The sequence below is a fragment of the Brevundimonas sp. R86498 genome, from assembly GCF_044598075.1.
Taxonomy (GTDB): Bacteria; Pseudomonadota; Alphaproteobacteria; order Caulobacterales; family Caulobacteraceae; genus Brevundimonas.
In genome coordinates this window covers 402949-426353 of the sequence record NZ_CP139004.1, presented here as the reverse complement: position 1 = coordinate 426353, position 23405 = coordinate 402949, and the positions used below count along the sequence as shown (strand labels likewise).

The following is a 23405-nucleotide window of genomic DNA, read 5'->3' as shown; positions in this document are numbered from 1 at the left end:
TGGGAGCGAACGACGCATGGCTGATCAACGTATCCGAAGCGCTGGCCATCGCGCCAAAATCATGTCGGCCGAGGATGCGGCCCTGCTGATTGCGCCGGACACGACGGTGGGGCTGAGCGGCTTCACGGCGTCGGGCTATCCGACGGCTGTGCCTTTGGCTCTGGCCGCCCGCATCGAGGCCGAGCACGCGGCGGGGCGACCGTTCAAGCTGCGCATCTGGACCGGGGCCTCGACCGGGCCGGAGCTGGACGGGGCCCTGGCCCGGGCCGACGGCATCGAATTCCGTCTGCCCTACAACTCCGATCCCACCTGCCGCGACAAGATCAACACCGGCCAGATGGAGTATTTCGACATGCATCTCAGCCAGGTGGCCCCCGCCGCCTGGCAGGGCATTCTGGGTCCGCTGGACACCGCCATTATCCAGGTCACCGGCATCCGCGAGGACGGGGCCCTGATCCCTGCCTCGTCGGTCGGCAACAACAAGACCTGGCTGGACCGTGCCGGCCAGGTGATCCTGGAGGTCAACCGCTGGCAGAACCCCGACCTGTTGGGCATGCACGACATCTACTATGGCGCGGCCTTGCCGCCGAACCGGGTGCCGATTCCGCTGATCCGTTCGGGCGACCGGATCGGCGAGCCCTGCTTCCGCTGTGACCCCGACAAGGTGGTCGCCATCGTCGAGACCGACCGTCCGGACCGCAATGCCGGATTCACGCCGCCCGGTGCCGACGACCTGGCCATCGCCGGCCACCTGCTGGAGTTCTTCGAGCACGAGGTGAGGAAGGGGCGGCTCCCGCCCTCGCTGCTGCCGCTCCAGTCCGGGGTGGGCAATACGGCCAACGCCGTGCTGACCGGCCTGATCGATGCGCCCTTCGACGATCTGACGGCCTGGACCGAGGTCATCCAGGACGGGATGATGGCCCTGCTGGACAGCGGCAAGCTGCGCATGGCGTCCTCGACGGCGCTGAGCCTCAGCCCCGAACTCAGCGAAAGCGTGAACCGGCGCATGGGCGAGTATCGCGACCGGATCATCCTGCGCTCGCAGGAGATCAGCAACCACCCGGAATTGATCCGTCGCCTTGGCGTCATCGCCATGAACGGGATGATCGAGGCCGACATCTACGGCAACGTCAACTCGACCCATGTGATGGGCTCGCGCATCCAGAACGGCATCGGCGGCTCCGGTGACTTCGCGCGCAACGCCTACATCTCGATCTTCATGAGCGCCTCGACGGCCAAGGGCGGGAAGATCTCGACCATCGTGCCCTGCGTCTCGCATGTGGATCACATCAACCAGGACGTTCAGGTGATCGTGACCGAACAGGGTCTGGCCGACCTGCGCGGCCTGTCGCCCAAACAGCGGGCAAGGGCCGTCATCGAGACCTGCGCCCACCCGACCTTCCGGCCGATGTTGGCCGACTACTACGCACGGGCGCTGACCGGCTCCTACGGTCTGCAAACGCCGATGCTGCTGGATGAGGCACTGTCCTGGCACCAGCGATACGTGCGGTCGGGGTCGATGCAGGCCTCGTAACGCAGGATCAACAATGCCGCGGCAAGGCGGGTCTGGAACTGGCGTGCATCGCGTTATCCAGTCCTCGGAAGATGGCCCGGCCCCCCGCCCCCGTTGATCTGCGTCAAGGACGATGGATTACGGGAGGTGCCTTGGGTGGCGACACGGCAGGGCCGCGCCCGATCCAGTCCCCTCCCCCGTCCTCTTCCGGAGCCATCCATGACCCCTATGGAGCAGCAACGACGCATGACCGCGCGTCGGCCCACCGCGTGGCCTGTCGTCGCCGGGATCATCGCGATCAGCCTCGCGACCACGGCACTCGCGATCCCGGCATCCTCGTGGCTCTCCACGGCCGCCGTGAGTCTCGCCTGTGGGGTCGCGGCCCTGTCGTTGATGGCGGGGTCCGCGATCCTCGGCGGCCGCTGGGGCTGGGTTGAGAGCGCGTTCGGCGGCCTCGACCGGGTCTATACGGTGCACAAATGGCTCGGCATCTATGCCCTGGCCCTGGCCTCGATCCACCTGCTGTTCAAGGCGGACCTGCGGGGCTGGGACACGGCGGCGATCCTGGTCCTGCCGTCGGACTGGGCCCGGCTGGCGCGACAGGCGAGCTTCGTCGGGTTGATGCTGATCGCGATCCTGGCCCTGAACCGGAACATTTCCTACGGCGTCTGGCGCTGGTGGCATCGGCTGTCCGGACCGATCTTCGTCGTGGTGGTCGTCCACTGGCTCAGCATCAAGTCGCCGATCCTCCTGGCCAGTCCCGCCGGCCTGTGGCTGGCGGCCCTCGCGTCACTGGCGGTTCTGGCGGCGCTCTGGAAGCTCACCCTCTATCCCTTCTTCGCCCGCCATGCGGAATACCGGGTCGTGGAGGTCATCGACGGCGGTTCGGCCGTCCAGATTGATCTCCTGCCGACCGGCCGGGGGATCGATTTCACGCCGGGTCAATTCGGCTTCCTTCGGATGAAAGCCCCAGGCCTGCGCGAACCCCACCCCTTCACGATCGCGGCGGCGGGATCGGACGATGGACGAGTGAGCTTCGTCATCCGATCGCTCGGCGACTTCACCGCGCGGCTGGTGGCCGACGTCCGGGTCGGGATGCGGGCCGAGGTCCATGCCCCCTATGGTCGGTTCACGCGCGCGGTCGGAGCGAATCGCGAGATCTGGGTTGCCGGCGGGGTCGGCATCTCGCCCTTTATCGCCTGGATGGACGATGCCGGGGCAGGCGGGTTCGCCCGGGTCACCCTGTTCTATTTCTACACGCCGGGACGCGGCTTCCCCAGCGTGGAGCGTTTGACGGAGATGGCGGGCGAAAGCGGCGTCGAGTTTGTGCCGGTCTCCAGCGGCCCCACAGCCGAGCGTTTCAAACGCCGCTTTTCCGAGATCGCGCTGCAGGGCGATCCCTCCACGCTGGACATCAGCGTCTGCGGACCGGCCGGACTCGCCGACGCTGTCGCCGCGCTGGCGGTGAAGAACGGACTTTCTCCCCGATCCATCCGCAGCGAGCAGTTTGCGTTTCGCTGATCTGCTGTGACCACTGACCAACGCGGCCGAGCGGATCCAGGTGGCGTCGGATGCGTGCGTTCGACGTGCGAGCGCGCTTCGTGGTTTTTGGCTCATCGCTCGGATCGGTGACCCGGGACGGCGTTTCTGTTTGCGAGTCGTGCGGCGGTATCTGGCGTCAAGCCCAAGTTGGTGTTGGCGGTCCCACCCGTCTTCGTCGTGGATCAAGCGATGTGATTGCGCCCACCCGATCGCCGCCGGAGCCGGGCCTTGCCATTCGGTGCGTTTCGATGAGAACAACCGGCATACGGGTCAAGGGCCGGTTGGGTCAGTCCGTTACTCGCGTTGGAGAACAGGTTGCCTGCCGAGTCTCGTTTGCAGCCCCTTCGCTTCGATACCTCGGTGTTGCCCGAGGATGACCAATTCACCGGCTACGCCTCCGGCATTGCGAACTTCGACATGTCTCGTCCAGGAAGTGGCCCGTTCTCGGCACGCGCCATGATCTGGCGTGTGGGATCGCTGGTCATCGCGCAGCTCGCGGCGGATCCCGCCGGCTATACCCGCACGGCGGAGCGGGTTCGCGCCGACCGCATCGACCACTTTTACGTCAACTACCATTATCGAGGGCGGGCGAGGGTCGAATGCTCTCACACCCGCTCGGTCGCCGGCCCCGGGTCGCTCCTTGTGCTGGACATGCGGCAAGCTTGCCGCATGGCGGTCGAGCGGGTTGATCAGATTTCCCTGGCGATCCCGCGCCCCCTGCTTCTGGATCGGCTGGCGGGCTTCGATCCCCACGGCCTGATTGCCTATGGGGGCCTGGCCACCGTGCTGGGCAGCACGCTTCGCGCCGTCTGCACCAGCCTGCCCAGGGTCGGCCTGTCACAGACCGAAGCCATCGAGCGGATGATCGTCGATCTGGTCGTCGACACCCTGCTGGAAGCGTTGCGAGCGACGGAGGCCCGCAGCGCCCGTGAGGAGGAACTGGCAAGCCGGGTCAAAGCCTATATCGACCAGCATCTGGGCCACGCGCTCACCGTGTCCACTCTCTGCGAAGCCCTCGGCATCTCGCGATCCAGTCTCTACCGCTGCTTTGGTGACTCCGGCGGGATCGTCCGCCAGATTCAGACGCGACGCCTCAAACGCATACAGGCGCTTCTCTGCGATCCCTCTGAAACACGGTCGATCGCCGCCCTGGCCCGGTCCACCGGCTTTCCCGACAAGACGCATTTCACCCGCGTCTTCAGAAAAACGTTTGGGATGGCTCCGGGCGAGTACCGCAGGATTGCCTGCGAGCCGGAGCGGGCCGAGCCCTCACCCGCCTCATCCGGGGATTCACCCGACGTCTTTCGGGCCTGGCTCCGGGATATCAACTAGGGCGGCAGGCTGGGACGGCCAGCCCCCTTAATTGGAACGCGCGTCCGCTCGACGCTGCTCCGCCGGCCCCGCTAGCCTCGACCCGCTCGAACCACGTCCAGTCCGGGGACGTGTCTGCGCGAGCGTGAGCTGCGCGGACCGGGGTGCCGCGAGATGTCGGGGTAGAGTTCATGGCCATGCGAACGGATCGGCTCCCGCAGGCCACGCGCATCCCGACCTCTGGCCCCACGGCAGCGGAGCCCCGGTTCTGTCGCAGCCCGGCGGAGCGCCGGACTGCCCTCGATTGGCCCATCCGTACCGCATTTCCCACCGTCCGGGCCGGTGGCACCGACCTTGTCCAGGGCTTACCCTCATGAAGACGATCTCCCGCGCTCCCGTGCTTCTCCGGCGCGCCCTGATGGCGTCGTCCGCCCTTGCGGCGGCTTCGTTCGCCGTTCCGCTGCACGCCTCGGCCCAGAGCACCATCGATGCCGGTACCCATGTCATCGTCGATGGCTTTGGCGGAGGAACCCGGCCCAGCCCCTGGGCAGTGGGCGGCGCTCTCTTGCTGGGCGACGCCGGCGAAGGCCGGTTGACGATCGCCAACGGCGGCAATGTTAGCAACACGCTCGGCAGTATCGGCGATGGTTTCGCGTCGACCGGCGCGGTGATGGTCACGGGAACCGGGAGTACCTGGACGAACTCGGGCTTTCTCTCGGTTGGTTATGAGGGCACTGGCACGCTGGACATCCTGTTCGGCGGCAGCGTTACGAGCGTCAGCGGCCTGATCGGACGCAACATGACCTCCACGGGCCAGGTCACCGTTGACGGGCCGGGGAGCACCTGGGCGAACAGCAGCGCACTGTCGGTCGGGTCCGAAGGTGACGGCACGCTGATCATCGCGGCGGGCGGGGCGGTATCCAATACAAACGGCTACATCGGTGAGAATGCCGGGTCGACCGGGGACGTAACGGTCACCGGCGCGGATTCGACCTGGACCAATGACTACTCCCTTTTTGTCGGCAATCTCGGCGACGGGAGGCTGACCATCGCGGATGGGGGGAGGGTCTCCGGCATCAACAGCTCCGTCGGCCGCGCCCCATACGCCACGGGTGAGGTCACGGTGACCGGCCCGGGCAGTGCCTGGATCCACAGCAGCCAGATCTTCATCGGCTATTCCGGAGCTGGCGCGCTGCTCGTCGCGGACGGGGGTATGGTGTCCACGACCGGCGGCTTTATCGGACTTCAGACAGGCTCTGTCGGTCAGGCAAGCGTCACCGGCGTGGATAGTCTCTGGACCAACAGGGACAGCCTGTCTGTCGGCCTGTACGGCGATGGCACGTTGACCCTTTCCGATGGGAGCACAGTGACGGCCCCTCGACTGGACATCGCGACCTATGGTTCCGGAACGGTCAACTTCGGCGCTGCAGTCGGCGATACCGCGACGGCGGCGGGAACGATGTCCACGCCGATCATCGAGTTCGGCAACGCTGGCAACGGCTCGATCGTGTTCAATCACACCGATGACGATTTCGAGCTCGATGCGGACATCTCCGGCAACGGGACGATCCGGGTCCTGTCGGGACGGACGCAGCTGTCGGGGAACAACCATTATACCGGCCGGACCTATTTGGAGGGCGGGACTCTCTCGCTGGGCTCCAGTGCCGCCCTGGGCGGCTCGACCCTGACCACAACGGGCTCGGTTCTGGACTATGCGGACGGGGTGATCATCGGCAACGCGGTGATCATCAGTTCCGGCATCACACAGTTTCAGGTGCTGGACGGCTCGGCGACGCATTCGGGGGTCATCTCGCAGAGTGGCGGTTCCCGTCCGTTCGAGAAGATCGGCGGGGGCGAACTGGTGCTGACGGGCGACAACACCTGGACCGGCAAGACAACGGTCACCGACGGCACGCTGACCTTCGACGGCGGCTCGGTCAGCCTGGCCGCGGACCTGTTCGTGGCGGAAAACGCGGGCGACGACGCCAGTCTGGTCATCCGCAATGGCGGCGTGGTTTCCGGCAGCAATGGCATCGTCGGCCATTTCGGCTCCACCGGCGAGGCGACCGTCACCGGGGCGGGCAGCGCCTGGACCAACAGCGGATTCCTCAACGTCGCCACCTACGGCAACGGCGCGCTGACCGTCTCGGATGGCGGCGCGGTGTCCAACGCGGCCGGCGTCATCGGCCTCGACGGGGGCACGATGGGCGAGGTCACGGTGACCGGAGCCGACAGCACCTGGACGAACAGCGGCCAACTCAGTGTCGGACTCCTCGGGACCGCCGCGCTGACCGTCGCGGATGCTGGCGAGGTGTTCGCCAGCGTCGGATTCATCGGTGCAGAGGCGGGCGGGACGGGCGACGCTACGGTCACCGGCACAGGCAGCCGCTGGACCAACAGCAGCGATCTCTATGTCGGGCATCGCGGGAACGGCACGCTGACCGTCGCGGATGGGGGCAGGGTTTTCAACACGTTCGGATACATCGGCGCTGAGGCCGGAACCACGGGCGAGGTCACCGTTACCGGCACGGGCAGCGACTGGAGCAACAACAACGACCTGGTCGTCGGCCGTTATGGCAGCGGCGCGCTGACCGTCGCGGACGGCGGCCTGGTCTTCGACGTTTCCGGCTACATCGCCGCCGCCGCCGGCTCGACGGGCGAGGTCACGGTCACCGGTACCGACAGCCTCTGGATCAATGCGGACTTTCTGTCTGTCGGCAATTACGGTGATGGCACGCTGACGGTGGCGGACGGCGGCGTGGTGTCCAGCAACTACGGATTCGTCGGCGACTATGCCGGGGCCACGGGCCAGGCGACCGTCACCGGTGCCGGCAGCGACTTGAGCCTCAGCACCAACCTCTATGTCGCATTTGACGGTGAGGGCGTTCTGACCCTCGCGGATGGCGGTAACGTGTCCGCCAGTGACGGCTATATCGGTGCCGGCGCAGGCTCCACCGGCGTGGCCACGGTCACGGGCACAGGCAGTGTCTGGAGCAACAGCAACACACTGTTTGTCGGCTATGAGGGCTCCGGTGCCCTGACTCTCTCCGATGGCGGGACCGCCACGGCGGTGAGCGCTTCGCTCGCGTCGGTTGCCGGATCGACGGGCACGCTCAACATCGGAGCGGCAGCGGGGGACGCGGCGCAGGCGGCAGGGACGCTGGACGCCAATCTGACCTTCGGTCCGGGCACGGGAACCCTGGTGTTCAACCATACGGCGACCCCCGGGGCGGCCTATGCGTTCGGAGCGGATCTGGGCAGCGACCCCGCGGGCGATGCCAGGATCCGTCAGCTGGCTGGTTTTACCCGTCTGACGGGCGACAGCCTCGGCTACCAGGGCAGGCTGGAGGTCGAGGGCGGCGTGTTGTCGGTGGACGGCGCATTGGGCGCAGGCGCTGTGGCCGCCACCGTTTCGGGCGGTGGCACCCTGACCGGGTCGGGTCTGCTGGATGGCGACGTTGACATCCTCTCGGGCGGCATACTCGCCGGAACCAGCGGTCGCACCCTCGCCATCGGTGGCGATCTGACCCTTCAGGACGGAGCCCTCCTGAATGTCTCGCTCGGGGCACCGGGCGGCGCGGCCCTGTTCGGGGTGCTTGGCGACCTGACCCTTGATGGTACGCTCAACGTCGCGGCCCTGGGGGGCTTCGGGGCCGGTGTCTATCGCCTGTTCGACTATGGCGGGGTCCTTACCAACAACGGCCTTGCACTGGGCATCCGGCCGGCGGGGGTCGATGCGGATGACCTCTCGGTCCAGACATCGGTCACCAATCTGGTCAATCTCGTCTTCGATCCCGGAACGGGCCCCGGCACCGATCCCGGCACCGATCCCGGCACGGATCCGGGAACGGATCCCGGCACGGACCCGGGGCCGAACCCGGGGCTGCGCTTCTGGGACGGAGGGGGATCGCCCGGCGACGGCGTGATCCAGGGCGGCGACGGAAGCTGGGGTCCGGCCGGGCGGGACTGGACTGTCGCAGACGGGACCGTGAACGGGACCTACTCCAACCCGGCCTTTGCCGTGTTCATGGCCCGGGGCGGAACGGTGACTGTGGACGGGCCCGGGATCGGCGTCACGGGAATGCAGTTCGCCGCGGACGACTATGGGATCACGGGGGACGACGTCGCCCTGGTCGAGGCCGAAACCATCGTCCGCGTCGGCGACGGTACGGCGGCGGGCGCGGGCTTCACAGCCACGATTTCGTCCATGCTGACAGGGGCGGGCGGGCTGGTGAAGACGGATCTGGGCACGCTGATCCTGACCGGGAACAACCGCTATACCGGCGGCACCGTCGTGAGGCATGGGACCCTGATCGGGAACGCCGGATCCATCGCCGGGGACCTGGTCAACGATGCGGTGGTCGTGTTCGACCAGACCCCGGACGCGAGCTTCGCCGGGGCGATCACGGGCGAAGGCCGGACGCTGAAGCGCGGCCCGGGCGTGCTCACCCTGACCGGGACCAACGCCATGGACTGGTCGGTCGAAGCGGGCGGCCTGGTCGGGCGGGCGGGGGCCTTCTCCGGTGATGTGGGCATCGCCGCAGGAGGTGCCTTCACCCTCGACGGCGATGCTGACGCGGTCTGGAACGGCGTGCTTTCGGGGCAGGGAACCTTCGCCAAGACGGGGGAAGGCGGCCTGATCCTCACGGGCGACTCTTCAGGCTTCGACGGGGTCACCGAGATCATCGAGGGCCTGCTGGTGCTGAACGGCACCCTGGGCGGGGAACTGCGCGTGGCCGAGGGGGGGCTGCTGGAGGGCGCGGGCGCGTTTGGACAGCTGACGGCCCGGCAGGGATCGGTCATCGCGCCGGGAAACTCCATCGGGACCCTGACGGTCAGCGGCAACATCACCTTCGAGACCGGCTCGGTCTATGAAGTGGAAGTCGATCCGGCCTCCAGCGTCTCTGACCGGATCGTGGCCGGGGGTATGGCCATCCTCAACGGCGGGACGGTGCGTCACATCGGCTACACGGGCGAGTACAGGCCGGAGTCCACCTATACCATCCTGACCGCGACGGGGGGGGTGAAGGGGGCCTTTGACGCCATCGAGACGGATTTCGCCTTCCTCGACGCCAGCCTCGACTATGAGGCCAATGCGGTCCTGATGACGCTGGAGCGCAACGACATCGCCTTCCCGGCCGTGGGCGAGACCGTGAATCAACGGGCGACCGGGGCGGCCGTGGAGGCGACCGGCCGGAGGAGCCGCTTGTATGATGCGGTGATCGGTCAGGATCCCGAAGGGGCCCGACTGGCGTTTGACAGCCTGTCAGGAGAGTTTCACGGGTCCATCCGCACGGCGCAGTTCGAGACGGCCGACAGCCTGGCACGAACCGTCAACGACCGTATGCGAGCGACCCGTTCGTCCGGTGCCGGCGGGGCTGTGTGGGGCCAGGCCACAGGGGCGCGGACCCGACTGCTCTCGGACGGAAATGCGGCCTCACTGACGCACGACTCCGCGGGTGTGATCGTCGGTGCGGACGCAGGTGTCGGACCGTTCAGACTGGGCATGGCCGCGGGCACCTCGGTTCATGACTACGAAAGTCCGGGCCGTGCCGGCGCGGCGGACAGTGATAGCGTCAGCCTGATCGCCTATGGTTCAGGCCAGTGGGGCGGGCTCGGGCTCAGGACAGCGGTTTCCCGCACATGGCACACGGTCGAGACAGAGCGGGTTGTGGCCTTCCCCGGCTTTGCCGAAGGGCTGCAGGCCCGCTACGACGCTGAGACCGCCCTCGCCTTTGTGGAGGCGAACTGGCGGGTGGATCTCGGCGCGGCGTCGCTGGAGCCCTTCGTCAACGTCGCCCGGGTGCGCGCCCGGAGCGACGGCTTCACCGAGACAGGCGGAGACGCGGCCCTGGCTGTCCAGAGCCGGGAGCAGGCCGCCAGCCTGGTCACGGCTGGCCTGGGCCTGACCCGCGCCTTCAACCCGGGACAGGGCCGCACCGCCGTGCTTTCCAGCCGTCTGGGATGGCGTCATGCTCGTGGAGACACTGAAACCGGGGGCCGCCACACCTTCTCAGTCAGCTCCGTGCCGACCACTGCCTTTGCCGTCCAAAGCCTGCCGGTGGCAGGCAACGCCCTTGTGGCGGGGCTTGTGCTTGATCTTGATCTGGACGGCCACCTCAGCCTGAGCGTCGACTGGTCCGGACAGTTCAGCGCTGACCTGAACACCAACATGCTGACAGGGCGGCTCAACTGGCGCTTCTAGGCGGCTGTGGGCGACGTTCGCACCGTGGGGTACGAATGTCGCCTTCCGGGCGAAGCGACGATGTCCGGCAATGATGCCGAGAACACATGGCTTCAGGGGCATGCGCGACCTGTAACTCAAGACAGCTGCAGACCCAGCCCACGCTCCTGACTCATCGCGGCGGTTCGGAAGTCCGCTTCCGAGCCCCCTGCAAAGTGAGCCGGCGGGGGGCGACCCGCTGCACCGGATCGTCCATCCACGTCAGTTTTGAGGGATCAGATGCAGGATCTGCTCACCGACCATCATGCGGACCCCGCCCCCGTCTTCGAACTGGATGCGAACGGGCGTGCCGGGCAGACGGAACTGGCCGGGCGCGGATTCCTCCAGCCGGGCGCGTCGCACCAGCCCACCGTCCGGCATTGTTTCGATATAGCCGAGCGACTCGCCCAGATCGACGAACGCGATGCGGTTCCCGTTCTCCATGCCCTCAATCACATAGACGCCGAGATGTCCGTTGAAGGTGCCGGGCTCCGAAGGGCTCGGACGCGGAGCGAACGCCGGCAGCGCCACAGCCGGATCAAGCAGGTGAAGGGCGATGGTCTGGAGGCCGTCCTCCTCGGACGAGTTCGTCAGCAGGACGACAGCCACGCCGCCCTCCGCGGCGTGGAAACCGACGAAGGCCTGGTATCCGTTCGCCTCTCCGCTGTGATGAAAAATCCGGCGGCCGTCTTGCTCATGGACCTGCCAACCCAGCGGTACGCAGCCTTCTCCCGAAAGCGCGACTTCGACAATCTGGCTGGCGCGCCCGGGTTGGGGGGCAATGTGCTGTTGAAGGAAGCTCAGCAGATCGCGCGCCGTCGTGTGCAACCCGCCTGCGCCCCGCGCGATGTCGGCGGTCTGCGGCCGCGTGTCGCTGATGTCGGCGCCGCCCACGTGGGCCCGCGCAAGACGGTTGGGATCGACCGGTTCATAGCCGGTGCTGTCGAGCTCCATGGGACGTGAGACCCGGCGCTCGACCAGCAGTTGCGTCGGCTGGCCGGTCCGGCTGACGAGCGCGCGTGCCAGAATCGCCATGCCTGCGTTGGAGTAGTCGATGTCCGCGTCGGAAGATGACGAGTTCGAGCGCCGCCAGCAACGCCATCTCGTCATTGCCGATCAACGCCCCGGCCGGAATATCCCGCGGCAGACCGGCCCGGTGCGTCGCGAGATCGCCGAGGGTGATCCTTCCTGCCGACCGGCGTTCCGGCCATATCTCGGCGAGGGTCGTGTCCAGCTCCACTTCCCCTGCGACCGCCATGGCCGCCAGGGTCTCTGCGGTGAAGAGCTTTGTGACCGAGCCGACCTCGAAGATCGTGTCCGGATCGACCGGTCGCCCGTCATCCACGGCGGTCGAGCCGTAGGAGAAAAAGGCGCTCCGTCCGTCCCGGTGATAGCCGATGACCACGCCGACGCGCCCGCCGTCGTCCACGGCTGCACGCACGCTGGCCTGCACCGGCACCGGGATGAGTGGGTATTCGGCGAAGGCAGGCCCCCATGCGAGCGCCGCCGCCAACAACGCTCCGCCCATCCGGATCGGAAGCCGTCTCATTTTTCGTCCTCGCCTATGTCCAGCAGGTCGCCGGGCCGACAGTCCAGCGCGCGGCAAATGGCCAGGAGGGTGTTGAAACGAACGCCTCTGACGTGCCCGTTCTTGAGCAGGGACAGGTTCGTCGTTGAGATGCCGACCTCTTCGGCCAGCTGGGTCAGCGACATCTTGCGACGGGCCATCATCTCATCGATGCGGATGACGATACGCGTCATACGATTTCATCGCTGTCACGTTGAACCTCGACGCCGATCCTGAAGGCCTGCGCGACGACGAGGAGCACCAGTCCGGCCAGCACCAGCCCCGGAGAAAAGTCCGGCAGAAGCCTCAGCGCACCCGCCGGCGCGTCCTGCGCAAGGCTGTGAACGAGCACGACGCCGTCGGACGGCTGCGGGATCACGATCGCCTGCCAGAGGGCGGAGCGGATCAGTTCCCAGACGGGGTAGATGAGCAGAAGCACGCCCATCCACGACAGCCGTCGGGTGGCGCCGGACGTGAAGGGCCTTCCCTGCGACACGTGGCGGCTGAACCGCCGCAGCATCCAGATCAGGGCCACCCAGAAACCGCCCGTCAGACCGACGTCAAGCACGCGCAGGACGGTAGCGGCCAGAGATGGCGCGGCGAGCGTCAGATCTCCCCGGTCAAGCACCAGCCGCACGCCCGCAATGTCAGGCTCAGCCGCACAGCCCGAGCCCGGGCCGCCTGCGCAGACGACCGAAAATCCGGTGTCGAGGGGTTGGCCCACCAGCGGCCCGATGACGGCGAATGCTGCGGCGGCGAGGGACAGCACGACCGCGACCGAAAGGGCGCATGACAACATCAGGGACAGGAGTCGGGTGGGCATCGAGAAACACCTTTCAGCGTCCCGTATGGCCTAGAAGTTTACGTAAAACAATACGCATATTATGTTATACGTAAGATTCGCTCTGCAGCGCCGTCAGGCGTCAAGGCCTGTCGTCCGAAGTTCGGCTTCCCGCAACTGTCCGCCTTTGGCGCGCCGGCGACTCCCAGATCCGCTTCGGCATCCAGGTTTAACCTCGGCTCACGCGCTATTGCCTGAACGATGCGATATCATGTGCCGTGGCCTGGTGCCTGATAACAGCCGGGTTTAGCTGTCGCGGACAGAGCGGATCGTGTTCAGCACCGGACTCACCAGGGCGAGCCGGCGCAGAATCTGCCTGACGGGCTTACATGAATGCGATTACGTCATTGATAGAGATGGTGAACAGAAAGAGCGCTGGATATTGGCTTCGGTGATCCAATACATATCATTTATCGGCATGTTTCAGGGATTTCTACTGTCGGGCTTACTCGTCACCGACAGGCGAATGACCGCAGCAAGTCGAATTCTGGGGTTGATCTGCCTCATGATCGGCCTGACATTTTCGATCCCTTTCATGCTGATGAACACGGGGAGCGCCATTATTGCGTCGACCATCGGTCTGGTGTTTTTCCTGCCGGTGGCATTGGGGCCTTTAGGTTATCTCTACTGCCGTAGCGCGCTTCTCGGCACCCCTTTGAGAGAGCGTGACTTCCTGCACCTCATCCCGGTATTGCTTTGCTACGCACTGACAGCCGACGTGTCGCTGGCCGATCCGGGGAAGATGGCCGAATGGATTGCGGGAGAACGACCGCGCTCCATTCGACTGCAGATCGCCGAGCATTTGCCCGTTGCGATCGCCTACGCATACGCCGTCTGGACGGGCTGGATCGTCTGGCGATATCGGCGACAGGCCAATGACAACCTGTCCAACTTCAATCCCGACGTGTTCAATTGGCTGCTGGCCCTGCAGGCCTTCAACCTCGTCGTCTGGTCGTTGAAAGCGATCCCGGGGCCGACGTCCGCGCCGACACTCCTGCCCGATGTCGCCAGCGTGTTGCTGGCCATATTCATCTATGTCATCGCCATCATTCAGTGGCGAAATCCCGGGTTCTTTACGATTTCGGCGCTTTCGGACCAGCAGCCCACGGCCGTACTCCATCCACTGGATGCAGGCGGATCGCCACGGCAAGGCGAACTTGATGCGTCGATCCGCGCTGAACTTTTCGCAACCGTCAGAAGGCGGGTCGAAGCCGACAAACTCTATCTGGATTGCGGCCTGACCCTGGAGCGGCTGGCGGTTTCGACAGGACTAAGCAAACACCACCTGTCCGAGGTCCTGAACCGCCACGCCGGGAAGAACTTCTATGAGTTCATCAACGGCTATCGGATCGACTTTGTGTGTGAACGCCTCAGGCGGACCGAACAAAACGTCCTCGATATCGCGCTGGAAGCGGGATTCTCGTCCAAGAGTACGTTCAACGCGATCTTCAGGCGGCACACCGGGTCGACGCCGAGCCAGTTCCGAACGGCGAACTCCGTGCGGGCGATCTGACAAGGTGATCTGCGGACGTCCAGTTCGATAAGTCCGGACGCCTGTCCCGATCCGATCTGCAAGACCTGGCCCACCATAGCAAATCGGATGCCGGAGGTTTCAGATGCAAATGAGCACCATGAGGAAGTGGGGCTTCAGGGTCGGCGGCGTGATCGCGGTCCTGATCGTGCTGGCGGCCGCCGCGCTGTTCTTTCTGACCACTCGCACCGTCGATCGCATCTACGGCGGCGCAACCCGGATCGTCGATCCTGGTCAATTCCAGGTCGAGAATGAGCCGATAGCGATCATCGATGTCAGCGTTTTGTCGCCGGATGGTTCGCAGATGCTGGCGGACAGGACGGTTCTGGTGCGCGACGGGCAGATCGTTTCGATTTCGGCCGGCGACGACATTCCTCAAGGCGTGACGCGGATCGATGGACGCGGAAAGTTTCTGATCCCCGGCCTCATGGATTCCCATGTTCACCTCCAGCGTAGTCCCAACGACCTCCTGCTTTATGTGGCCAACGGGGTGACGCAGATCCGGAGCATGGGTGGGTCGGCCTCTGATCTGGCGCTGAGGGATGAAATCCGGAACGGCCGCATCGGCCCGCGTTTCCACGTGTCCTCTCCGTCAATGAACTCGGTGGACGGCTTTTGGTCCGCAGGGTCGGCCCCGGGCTGGATCCCCGAACCGCTGGTCATCTGGTTCGTCGAGAGCGTTTTCAACACGCACGCGACGGCGAATGCGCAGGAAGCCCGGGACGATGCGCGCGCCTTCATCGACCGGGGGCACGACGGCATCAAGCTGTACGGCTTCCTGACCATGGACAGCTACCGCGCCATTCTGGATGTGGCCGAGGAGCTGAATGTTCCAACGGTCGGCCACCTGCCCGACAGCATGCCGCTGAACGAACTGCGCACCACCAAGCTTCGCGAGATCGCCCATATCGAGGAACTCGTGAAGGCGCTGCTGAACGAGTTCGGGAGTTTTAAAAGTCAGGGAAGCGGGGCGTTCATCGCATTCGTGGAGAGCAGGAAAGACGAGATCGCGGCGGACCTGAACGAGAGCGACATCGCCGTTCACAGCACGCTCCGCTTCTCGGAAAACCTTGCAGACCAGGTCTTTGATCTGGACGCTCTCATCGCGGATACGCCGCTCGAATACGCCAACCCCGGCATCGTCGAAGGTTACGCCCCGCTGGGATTCGGATGGCTCCCGGGCAGCAACAAGTTCGAGGCGTACGCCGGTGACACCCCCGGACAGATCGCGTCGAACAGGGAGTTCTGGGCCGCGCGCGAAGAGGCGCACCGCATATTGCTGAGAGCGATGGTCGATGCGGGAGTCACTATTCTCGCCGGAACGGACGCCAATGGATGGATGAGCGTCCCGGGCTTTTCCCTCCACGACGAACTGCAATCACTGAACGGGGCCGGCATGACGGCGGCACAGGCGCTCCACGCCGCAACCGCCGCCCCGGCGCGCATCATGGACAGCGATGCGGGCGTTATCGATGTGGGTCGCCGCGCCGACCTGGTCCTGCTCAACGAGAATCCGCTTGTCGACATCGAGAACACATCGGCGATCGACGCTGTCGTTCTGAACGGCAGATATCTGAACCGCGGAGCGCTGGACGCCATTCTGGAGGCCGTAAAGGCCGCGAATACAGCGAGTTAGGCAGCTATCCAGAGCTGATGGCAGATCCCACCTGGTCACCCCGGAGGGTCGTCACGGCACAGCTTGTCAGACAATGCCGGCGCAAAGCCTATCCCGCGCTCGGGCACCGCGGCCGTAAAAGTGGGCAACTCAGGGCAAGTCGTCTCCATCGCTAAACCCACTCCGCGTTCCCATCCCTCTGGCCCCCGCCGGCATCGGCCTCGTCTGAAAACACATCAACTGCTCCGAGGACGACCGGAAAGCGCGGCCGACGTCCGGCCCCATCCTGCAGCACCTCCTGTCGAAAGTCGGCGACCCGTTCGGAACAGGCACCGTCGCTGTGGCGTTGACCAGGCGTCCCCAGAAAACAGAGAAAGGTCCCGCCATGCTGAAGTGGGCAGCCATATTCGCCATCCTCGCCCTCGTCCTTGGCGTCCTGGGCTTCGCTGGGATCGCAGGAGCCTTCATCGACATTGCGATTATTCTGTTCTGGCTGGCCGTTATTGTCGCTGTAGCCTTTGCCGTTCTGGGGCTCACGATCTACAAAAAGATAACCTGAGTTCCGCCCGTCCCGGCTGACCGGCGCTGCGATGGCGTCCGGCTCCAGCCTATTGACTACGCCCGGGCAGCGGGGTGTCTTCACCGAGCGTGTTGCGGATATAAAGCAGCTTGATCCATACCAGACCGACCACGAGTAACGGCGAGGCGAACACGACGCCAAGCGGGCCGAACAGTGTGCCGATCGCCAGAACGCCGAACAGGGTCAGGACGGGCGGAAGGTCGACCGCCCGCTTCTGGATGAACGGGTAGATCAGATTGCTCTCGACCTGTTGAACGACGAAATAGACCGCCACGGTGAGCAGTATCATTTCCGGGCCCTGATCCAGCGCGAGGAGGACGGCCGGCACGACGGACACCACCGGTCCCACGATGGGAACAAAGGCTGCCAATCCGGCGAAAAGGCCAAGCGCGACCGGTGACGGCAGACCGATCAGGGCTGTGCCGATGCCGGTCAGAAAGCCGACGACCACCATGGAGGCGAGCGTCCCGATCAACCACAGGCGAAGCGCGCGGCCGCTCTCATTGGCGGCCTCAAGAAGCGACTGGCGCGGTCCCTTCGGAGCCAGCAACAACAGCCCGTCCCGGGCGCGCCCAGGCTGGGCGGCGAAGAACAGGCCGGCGACGATAACCAGAAGCAGATTGGCCCCCGCGCCGGTCACCGCCATCACATACCCGCCAACCTGGCCAACCATGTTCTGCAAATCCGGCGTGGCGGCACCGTTCAGGCGGCTGGCGATCTCCCGGCCAAAAGGCAGGGCTTCCAGGAGGGTTTCCAGCTCATCCAGCGATCGGGGAATGCGGTCGGCGAGGGCGTCCAGCTGGGAGGTGATCGTGGATCCAAAGAGCCAGCCCGACGCGACCAGCACGATCATGATGATGGACGAGGCCAGGGTCAGGCTGAGCCCCGTTCCAAGGCCGGTGCGCTCGCGGATCGGGTCCGCCAGACTGCGAACGAGCACTGCGATGATCACGGCGGCGAACGCCAGCAGAAGAACGCCCGCCAGTTTCCAGGCGAGCGCCAGGACGATGATCAAACCCGCAATAAACAGCGCCTTGTGGACGAAGCCGGGGGCAGGCGGCGGAGCCGGGCGGGCGGTTTCGCTCATGGATCAGCTGTCCAGCTCATAGGGATCGGGGAAGAGCACAGGCCTCCCGTCGCTTGCGGCGGCGGTGATATAGGTCAGGTAGATCGGCATCGGCGCTCCGAGACGGATATAGGTAGGACGGTCGGGGTCTCGTCCCGGCGAAAGCGGTTGCGGGACCAGAAAATTCACGAGGTGCCGATAGTCCTCGACGCGGATGCAGCCGGCGCTCAAGGTCCGGCGCGAGTTCCGGAACGCGCGCCGGTCAGGGGTGTCGTGGAGATAGATGCCGTCGTCATTGGTGATCACGAATTTCGCCGACCCCATGACGTTATCCGCCCCCGGCTTCTGACGCACGGGGGCCTCGGTTCGTCCTGCCGCGACGGCCCGCCAATCAATTTCGCGGGCCGGGACAACAACGGCATCGTCCTGCCAGCTCGACAGGACTTCGAAGCCCGCGTCGGTCAGGCTGCGGCCACGGGACCGCGCCGCTGTTGGCGCGAGGGTCGACCGCACGATGTCCTGCGGCACGTTCCAGCGCGGGTTGAGGATCACGTGGGTGATTTCCGCCGTCATTTCGGGGGTCGGCTGATCGGGCCGCCCGACGATGACGCGCATGGATCCCTCGACCTTCCCGTCCCGCACCATCCACAGGCGCGCCTGGGGGATGTTGACGAGGACAAACGTCCGGGGAAGCGTCTGCTCGACCGCATCCTGGCGCGCCGCATTAATGTCCAGTCGACGAGCCAGAGCTAACCGTTCGCCGGTCATGGGACCCGATATCGCAAGGGTGCTGCTGCCGTCAGGTGCTGCGAGGCCGGCCTGGTCGTGCCGATGGCCGGACACGAGCAAATCGGCGAGTTTGAAAGGCGCGCGTTTCGCTGGCGTCGCCAGCGTTTCCGCATCCGGCGCTACCGGGTTGACCCGGTCTGGGTCGGGCAGCGATGCCTGCCCCGACGCGACGAAGATCGACAGCCACACGACCATCGCCCCGATCAGGGCGATGGTCCATACAGGGCGGGCCGACATGGATTTGCCTTAGCCGCGCTCGCCGGTGCGACGCATCTCGGCCGACGTGGCACCCGGCATCGCGGCCGGATTCTGGGATGTCGTCGCGGTCGCCGGCGCACCCTGGTTCGTAGCGGAGGGTGCCATGGCTCCATCGTTTACTGCCATGGGCGGGGCATTGCTCGCAGCGGTGTTGGTCACGGCACCGCGGTAGTCCACGGAAACGTTCACGGGCTCGCCGTTCAGGGTGGCCGTGCCCTGCCAGAGTCCATCCTCGGTCTTGGTCATGGGCGAGACGTTTGTGTATCCGGCGTTCTCGGCGTGGCCGCGGGCCTGATCCTCGGTGAAGGAGTTGGCTCCCTCCGTCTGTGTTCCCGTGGTGTTGGTGTTCAGGTCGGGGTTGATCGCCGCGTTGCGCGGCTCCTCCGATTCCGAGCAGGCGGCGAGCGATGCAGCGGCCAGCAGGGCGGGTAGGGTGATGTTCGCGCGAAAGCGCATGGCGATGCTCCTGATCGTGTTCGAGATAAGGCCAAAACGGAGCAGGAAGGCATCTGTTCCAGGGCCGCAAACATAAGCGCCGATCTCAGGGGGGCTCTGGTTACTGTGATTGTGTATTATAATCATAGTTTTCAATATTGTACTGCGCATGCGGTTGCTGGTTATCTAAGACGCGCGGTCTCACATTGATGTGAATGAACAGCGGCGATCATTTTTGAACGATATCGGTGCGGTTCGGTTGAATCGGCGTCACCCTAACCGGGCCAGCGCACTAGGAGCCGTCAGTGTTCTTCGTTTATCGCGCGGCCGTTCCTGAAAGGAATCTACAACCATGCGGACGATCACACGCCTGTTCGATCACCACTCCGACGCGCTCGATGCGGTTCGAGGTCTGGAAAAAGACGGCAGGGTCCACGACATCAGCCTCATCTCCAACAATACTGAGCAATGGCACACGGCCGGCCATACAACTGAAACGCGCCGCGACAAGGACCACGACGATAACGCCGGCGAAGGCGCGGCGACCGGTGCCGGCGTGGGCGCTGCGCTTGGCGGCGGCGCGGGACTGCTCGCCGGGCTCGGCATGCTCGCCATTCCCGGCGTCGGCCCCGTGGTTGCAGCCGGATGGCTGGCCTCGACGGCTGCGGGTGCTGTGGGTGGCGCGGTCGCCGGCGGTGCCACTGGCGGCCTGATCGGGGCCCTGACGGAAGACGGCGAGAGCGAGGAGGACGCCCATGTTTACGCCGAGGGTGTTCGTCGCGGCGGGTCGCTGGTCAGCGTGCGTGCCGAAGACGACCAGGCCAATGACGTCATCCGCACACTGGAGCGCCACGGTGGCGTTGTCGCAAAGACCCGCGGGCAGGCCTATCGCGAACAGGGTTGGGAACGCTTCGACCCCAAGGCCGAGCCGTATGATCGGGACCGTGTCATGGCCGAACGCGCCCGGTATCGGGCCACGCCCGTGAGCGGTGAGACGCGCAGCTTCGGCACCACCGAACCGCGGGACGGGTCGATCGCCGACGACAGAAGTCGTACAGCCCAGACCGGAACGACCGGCGTCACTTCGACGCGTATCTGAGGCAAGCGGGCGCGGTGAGGGGTGCCGTTGCGGCACCCCTCAGGACCCCCCCCCTCCACGGCAGCCAGACCCGTATCGCCCTGGTCATCCGCCAACATTGATCCAGAAGAGAGAAATGACAGTGGTGCCCCGATCGCTGGACACTGAATACAGATGACCAAGCTCGACCAACTTCCAGATGATGAAGGCGCGGTCCTGTTGGCACAGGAAGACGTCATTATAGAAAAACAACTTTCTCAAGCGGAGACAGTGCGTCTGCGCACTGTGGTCGACGAGGAAGACGTCAGACTACGCGAGAACCTTCTGGTCGAAAGCGTCCACGTCGAACGCGTGAAGCGTGATGTAGCGCTCGAGACCGCCCCGGTGGTGCGGGAGGAGGGGGACGTCCTGATCGTGCCCGTCGTTGAAGAACGGCTGGTCGTGACCAAACGGCTGCACCTCGTCGAGGAACTCCACATCCGGCGTACCACCATCAAGGCCCCCATCGAAATCGACGCGACGCGACGCTCCATGCGCGCGGTCGTCGAACGCGGACCTGGTCCGCAGGCTGACGGGGACGGGCGAAGCCAAGGCCGGCCCGAAGCTGAAAGCCTAACCAAGGCGGTCAATCCCGATCGCGATCCCTGATCAATCCCGATCAGACAAGAGGACGAACCATGACCCGTACAATCACAGCTCTATTCGAGACGCGAGCGGACGCCGAGAGCGCCCGGGACAAACTCTGCAACGCCAACATCGACAAGTCCGACATCCGGATCGTCGACCAGTCCAGCTCCGGAGCCGCATCCCACCAGGAACTGGGTTTCTGGGCCTCGATCAAGAACGCCATGTTGCCGGACGACGACCGGCAGGCGTATGAGGAAGGCATTCGCCGCGGCGGATTTCTGCTGACCGCCGACGTGGACGAGCCGTCCGCCGACAGGGCGATCACGGCGCTCGAGAGCGCCAACGCCATCAATCTGGATGAGCGTTCGGCGATGTGGCGGCAGGACGGCTGGAAGCCAGGCACGGGCACAACTCCACTGACCGTCGCTGAGGAAAAGCTGGTTGTCGGCAAGCGCGAGGTCGACCGAGGCGGAACCCGGCTCAGGTCGTATGTCACCGAAAAGCCGGTTCACGAACAGATCGCGCTTCGCAAGGAGCAGGTCGGGCTTGAGCGCAAACCTGTGGACCGCAAGCTGGCCCCCGGCGAGGCCGATCCGTTCCGTGAACGCTCGATCGAGATGACCGCAACCAACGAAGAGGCCGTCGTTGGAAAGGAGACGCGGATCATCGAAGAGGTCGGGCTGAAGAAGACCTCCGAGGAACGCGTGGCAGACGTCAAGGACAAGGTTCGCCAGACCCGGGTCACCGAGGAACGGATCGGGGATCGCGGTGCGTCCCCGTCGCACTGATCGTCGTTGCATAAACATGGAGCGCGTCTCGCAGGAGGCGCGCTTCTTTGTGTCCGGGATCAGCAGGCGTCGGACGCGTCCGGCCCCGGGCACCCGTCAGCCTCCCGCGCTTCGTTTCCGAATGGCCCCGGCCTGATGCGTCTGCAAATGTCACATTCATGATCCGCCAGCTTCTGCTCGCCCTCGGTTTTGCCTCCACACTGATGGCGTCCCCCGGCCCCACCCTGGCCCAGGAGGCCAGTGCAGGCGTGCGGCTGGACGGACGGGAGGTGCTGCGACTGACCGGCGAGACGCCGGCCCAGGCCTCCAACCGGGCCCGTCGCATCGAAACCCGACTGGGAGCCCTGACCAATAGCAGCGACCCGCCCGGGGCGGCGCGCATCATCGAGGGTGTCGGGGCGGAGCCCCGGATCGAGGTCGGGGGTGAACCGGTGGTGACCATCACCCTCGCCGATGCGACCGAAGAGGCCACGTCCCCGACCGCCCTGGCCCAACGATGGGCCGATTCAATCGATCAGGCCCTAGTGGACGCGCGCGAAGCGCGGCGGTCGCCGGGCGGGCGTTACTGGGCCGAGGCGAGGGGCTCGGCCGAAGCCGCGCTGGAGCGTCTCGCCGTATCCACGGTCAGCATCGTGCCGAGAGCGGCTGCCGCCCTGCTGGTCGTGCTTTTGTTCTCGATGATCGCCGCGCTGTTGCGGTTGGTCCTCCGGCGGACCCTGCCGTTCGTCATCAAGGATCCGACGCGACAGAGCCTCATCCGGCAGATGACCTATTTCGGCCTGCTGGCTCTCGGTCTGGTGGTGGCGGCTGACGTCCTGGGCTTCAGCCCGGGATCGGTCGTGGCGGGCCTGGGCCTGACCGGCCTGGTTCTTGGTTTCGCCCTGAAGGACATCCTGTCGAACTTCGTCAGCGGACTGCTCATCCTCGCACTGCGCCCGTTCCACATCGGCGACCAGATCGCTATCGGCGAGGCTGCGGAAGGGACAGTCGAGCGGATCGAACTGCGCGCGACGCAGATCCGGACATACGACGGACGGGTGACACTGGTGCCGAACGCCGAGGTCTTCACCTCGCGGATTACCAACAACACCGCCGATCCTGTGCGCCGGGGCAATGTCCGTTTCCGGCTGGGTTACGAGGCTGATATCCGGCATCTGACCTTGCTGCTGCCTTCAGGCATTGCCGGTCTCGATGGGGTTCTGGACGCACCACCGCCCCGGTTGCGGGTCCGGACGCTCGATGCGTCCGATATCGAGTTCGACCTTGCCTTCTGGACCGACTCCCGGCGCACCGATTTCCAGGACACCGCCTCGCTCGTGCGCAGGCAGGTCGTCGATCTGGTTCGACAGGCGGGTATAGGGCTGCCGAACTCCGACATGCGGCTGATCCGGACGCCATCAGAAGATTTGCTGGACAGGCCCTAGTCTGATCTTCTGGCCGATTGCCCAGCGATCAAAATCTCTGGAGCCGGTTAAAAACGCGGCCCAACGATGTTAGCCCACCGATATGGGACGGCTGCTCGACACACTCCGGAATAAATCCCCGGCCTACAGTATTGAGCCCGAAGGCGAGGGGGTTCTTCTCGTCGCTCATGATGGGCTGCGAGACGAGTTCAGCGATGTCGTCAGGGATTTGATCCGG

Annotated in this window: 18 protein-coding genes; 11 read left to right on the top strand and 7 right to left on the bottom strand. The window is 65.4% G+C overall.

What is annotated here, in order from left to right; all coding sequences use genetic code 11:
* The first annotated feature begins 16 nt into the window (after window positions 1-16).
* The 4 genes from SJY26_RS02135 (at window position 17) to SJY26_RS02120 (ending at window position 10571) form a co-directional block, all read left to right on the top strand.
* Window positions 17-1534, top strand: a complete 1518-nt coding sequence (locus SJY26_RS02135) for an acetyl-CoA hydrolase/transferase family protein (protein ID WP_396594522.1) — start codon at window positions 17-19, stop codon at window positions 1532-1534.
* A gap of 198 nt (window positions 1535-1732) precedes the next feature.
* The gene (locus SJY26_RS02130; protein ID WP_396594521.1) at window positions 1733-3034 is read left to right on the top strand and encodes a ferric reductase-like transmembrane domain-containing protein; all 1302 of its coding nucleotides are present in this window, start codon (window positions 1733-1735) and stop codon (window positions 3032-3034) included.
* 354 nt (window positions 3035-3388) lie between these two features.
* Window positions 3389-4387, top strand: coding sequence for a helix-turn-helix domain-containing protein (locus tag SJY26_RS02125; protein ID WP_396594520.1), 999 nt, complete (start codon window positions 3389-3391; stop codon window positions 4385-4387).
* A gap of 352 nt (window positions 4388-4739) precedes the next feature.
* Window positions 4740-10571, top strand: a complete 5832-nt coding sequence (locus tag SJY26_RS02120) for an autotransporter domain-containing protein (RefSeq protein ID WP_396594519.1) — start codon at window positions 4740-4742, stop codon at window positions 10569-10571.
* Window positions 10572-10811: 240 nt separating this feature from the next.
* Here the strand turns inward: SJY26_RS02120 and SJY26_RS02115 are convergent, their stop codons facing one another.
* From SJY26_RS02115 to SJY26_RS02100, 4 genes are read right to left on the bottom strand one after another with little or no spacing between them, the layout of a single operon-like run.
* A complete protein-coding gene (locus SJY26_RS02115) occupies window positions 10812-11624 on the bottom strand; it encodes a serine hydrolase domain-containing protein (RefSeq protein ID WP_396594518.1) in 813 nt (270 codons plus the stop codon).
* Complete coding sequence (locus SJY26_RS02110) at window positions 11518-12102, bottom strand: serine hydrolase (protein WP_396594517.1); 585 nt, start codon at window positions 12100-12102, stop codon at window positions 11518-11520. The genes SJY26_RS02115 and SJY26_RS02110 overlap by 107 nt, the downstream gene beginning before the upstream one ends.
* Window positions 12103-12134: 32 nt before the next feature.
* Window positions 12135-12350: a helix-turn-helix domain-containing protein gene (locus SJY26_RS02105; RefSeq protein ID WP_396594516.1), complete on the bottom strand. Its 216-nt coding sequence runs from the start codon at window positions 12348-12350 to the stop codon at window positions 12135-12137.
* Entirely contained in the window at window positions 12347-12925 is a 579-nt protein-coding gene (locus SJY26_RS02100; RefSeq protein WP_396594515.1) for a DUF2975 domain-containing protein, read from the bottom strand. The genes SJY26_RS02105 and SJY26_RS02100 overlap by 4 nt, the downstream gene beginning before the upstream one ends.
* 343 nt (window positions 12926-13268) lie before the next feature.
* Between SJY26_RS02100 and SJY26_RS02095 the strand changes: the two genes are divergently transcribed.
* The 3 genes from SJY26_RS02095 (at window position 13269) to SJY26_RS02085 (ending at window position 16702) form a co-directional block, all read left to right on the top strand.
* Window positions 13269-14510: a helix-turn-helix domain-containing protein gene (locus SJY26_RS02095; RefSeq protein WP_396594514.1), complete on the top strand. Its 1242-nt coding sequence runs from the start codon at window positions 13269-13271 to the stop codon at window positions 14508-14510.
* Between the two features lie 148 nt (window positions 14511-14658).
* A complete protein-coding gene (locus SJY26_RS02090; protein WP_396594513.1) occupies window positions 14659-16164 on the top strand; it encodes an amidohydrolase family protein in 1506 nt (501 codons plus the stop codon).
* 364 nt (window positions 16165-16528) lie between these two features.
* Window positions 16529-16702 (top strand): DUF1328 domain-containing protein, encoded by a 174-nt coding sequence (locus SJY26_RS02085; protein ID WP_396594512.1) that lies wholly within the window; start codon window positions 16529-16531, stop codon window positions 16700-16702.
* 49 nt (window positions 16703-16751) lie between these two features.
* Here the strand turns inward: SJY26_RS02085 and SJY26_RS02080 are convergent, their stop codons facing one another.
* The 3 genes from SJY26_RS02080 to SJY26_RS02070 are packed head-to-tail and all read right to left on the bottom strand — an operon-like array spanning window position 16752 to window position 19292.
* Window positions 16752-17810, bottom strand: a complete 1059-nt coding sequence (locus tag SJY26_RS02080) for an AI-2E family transporter (RefSeq protein WP_396594511.1) — start codon at window positions 17808-17810, stop codon at window positions 16752-16754.
* Between the two features lie 3 nt (window positions 17811-17813).
* Window positions 17814-18815, bottom strand: coding sequence for a L,D-transpeptidase family protein (locus SJY26_RS02075; protein ID WP_396594510.1), 1002 nt, complete (start codon window positions 18813-18815; stop codon window positions 17814-17816).
* A gap of 9 nt (window positions 18816-18824) precedes the next feature.
* Window positions 18825-19292: a hypothetical protein gene (locus SJY26_RS02070; RefSeq protein WP_396594509.1), complete on the bottom strand. Its 468-nt coding sequence runs from the start codon at window positions 19290-19292 to the stop codon at window positions 18825-18827.
* 331 nt (window positions 19293-19623) lie between these two features.
* Between SJY26_RS02070 and SJY26_RS02065 the strand changes: the two genes are divergently transcribed.
* From SJY26_RS02065 to SJY26_RS02050, 4 genes are all read left to right on the top strand, one after another.
* Window positions 19624-20370 carry a hypothetical protein gene (locus SJY26_RS02065; RefSeq protein ID WP_396594508.1) on the top strand — a complete coding sequence of 249 codons (747 nt, stop codon included), beginning with the start codon at window positions 19624-19626 and terminating at the stop codon, window positions 20368-20370.
* A gap of 153 nt (window positions 20371-20523) precedes the next feature.
* Window positions 20524-20997: a YsnF/AvaK domain-containing protein gene (locus SJY26_RS02060; RefSeq protein WP_396594507.1), complete on the top strand. Its 474-nt coding sequence runs from the start codon at window positions 20524-20526 to the stop codon at window positions 20995-20997.
* A 29-nt stretch (window positions 20998-21026) separates the two neighbouring features.
* Window positions 21027-21764: a YsnF/AvaK domain-containing protein gene (locus SJY26_RS02055; protein WP_396594506.1), complete on the top strand. Its 738-nt coding sequence runs from the start codon at window positions 21027-21029 to the stop codon at window positions 21762-21764.
* A 158-nt stretch (window positions 21765-21922) separates the two neighbouring features.
* Entirely contained in the window at window positions 21923-23188 is a 1266-nt protein-coding gene (locus SJY26_RS02050) for a mechanosensitive ion channel family protein (protein ID WP_396594505.1), read from the top strand.
* Window positions 23189-23405: the final 217 nt, after the last annotated feature.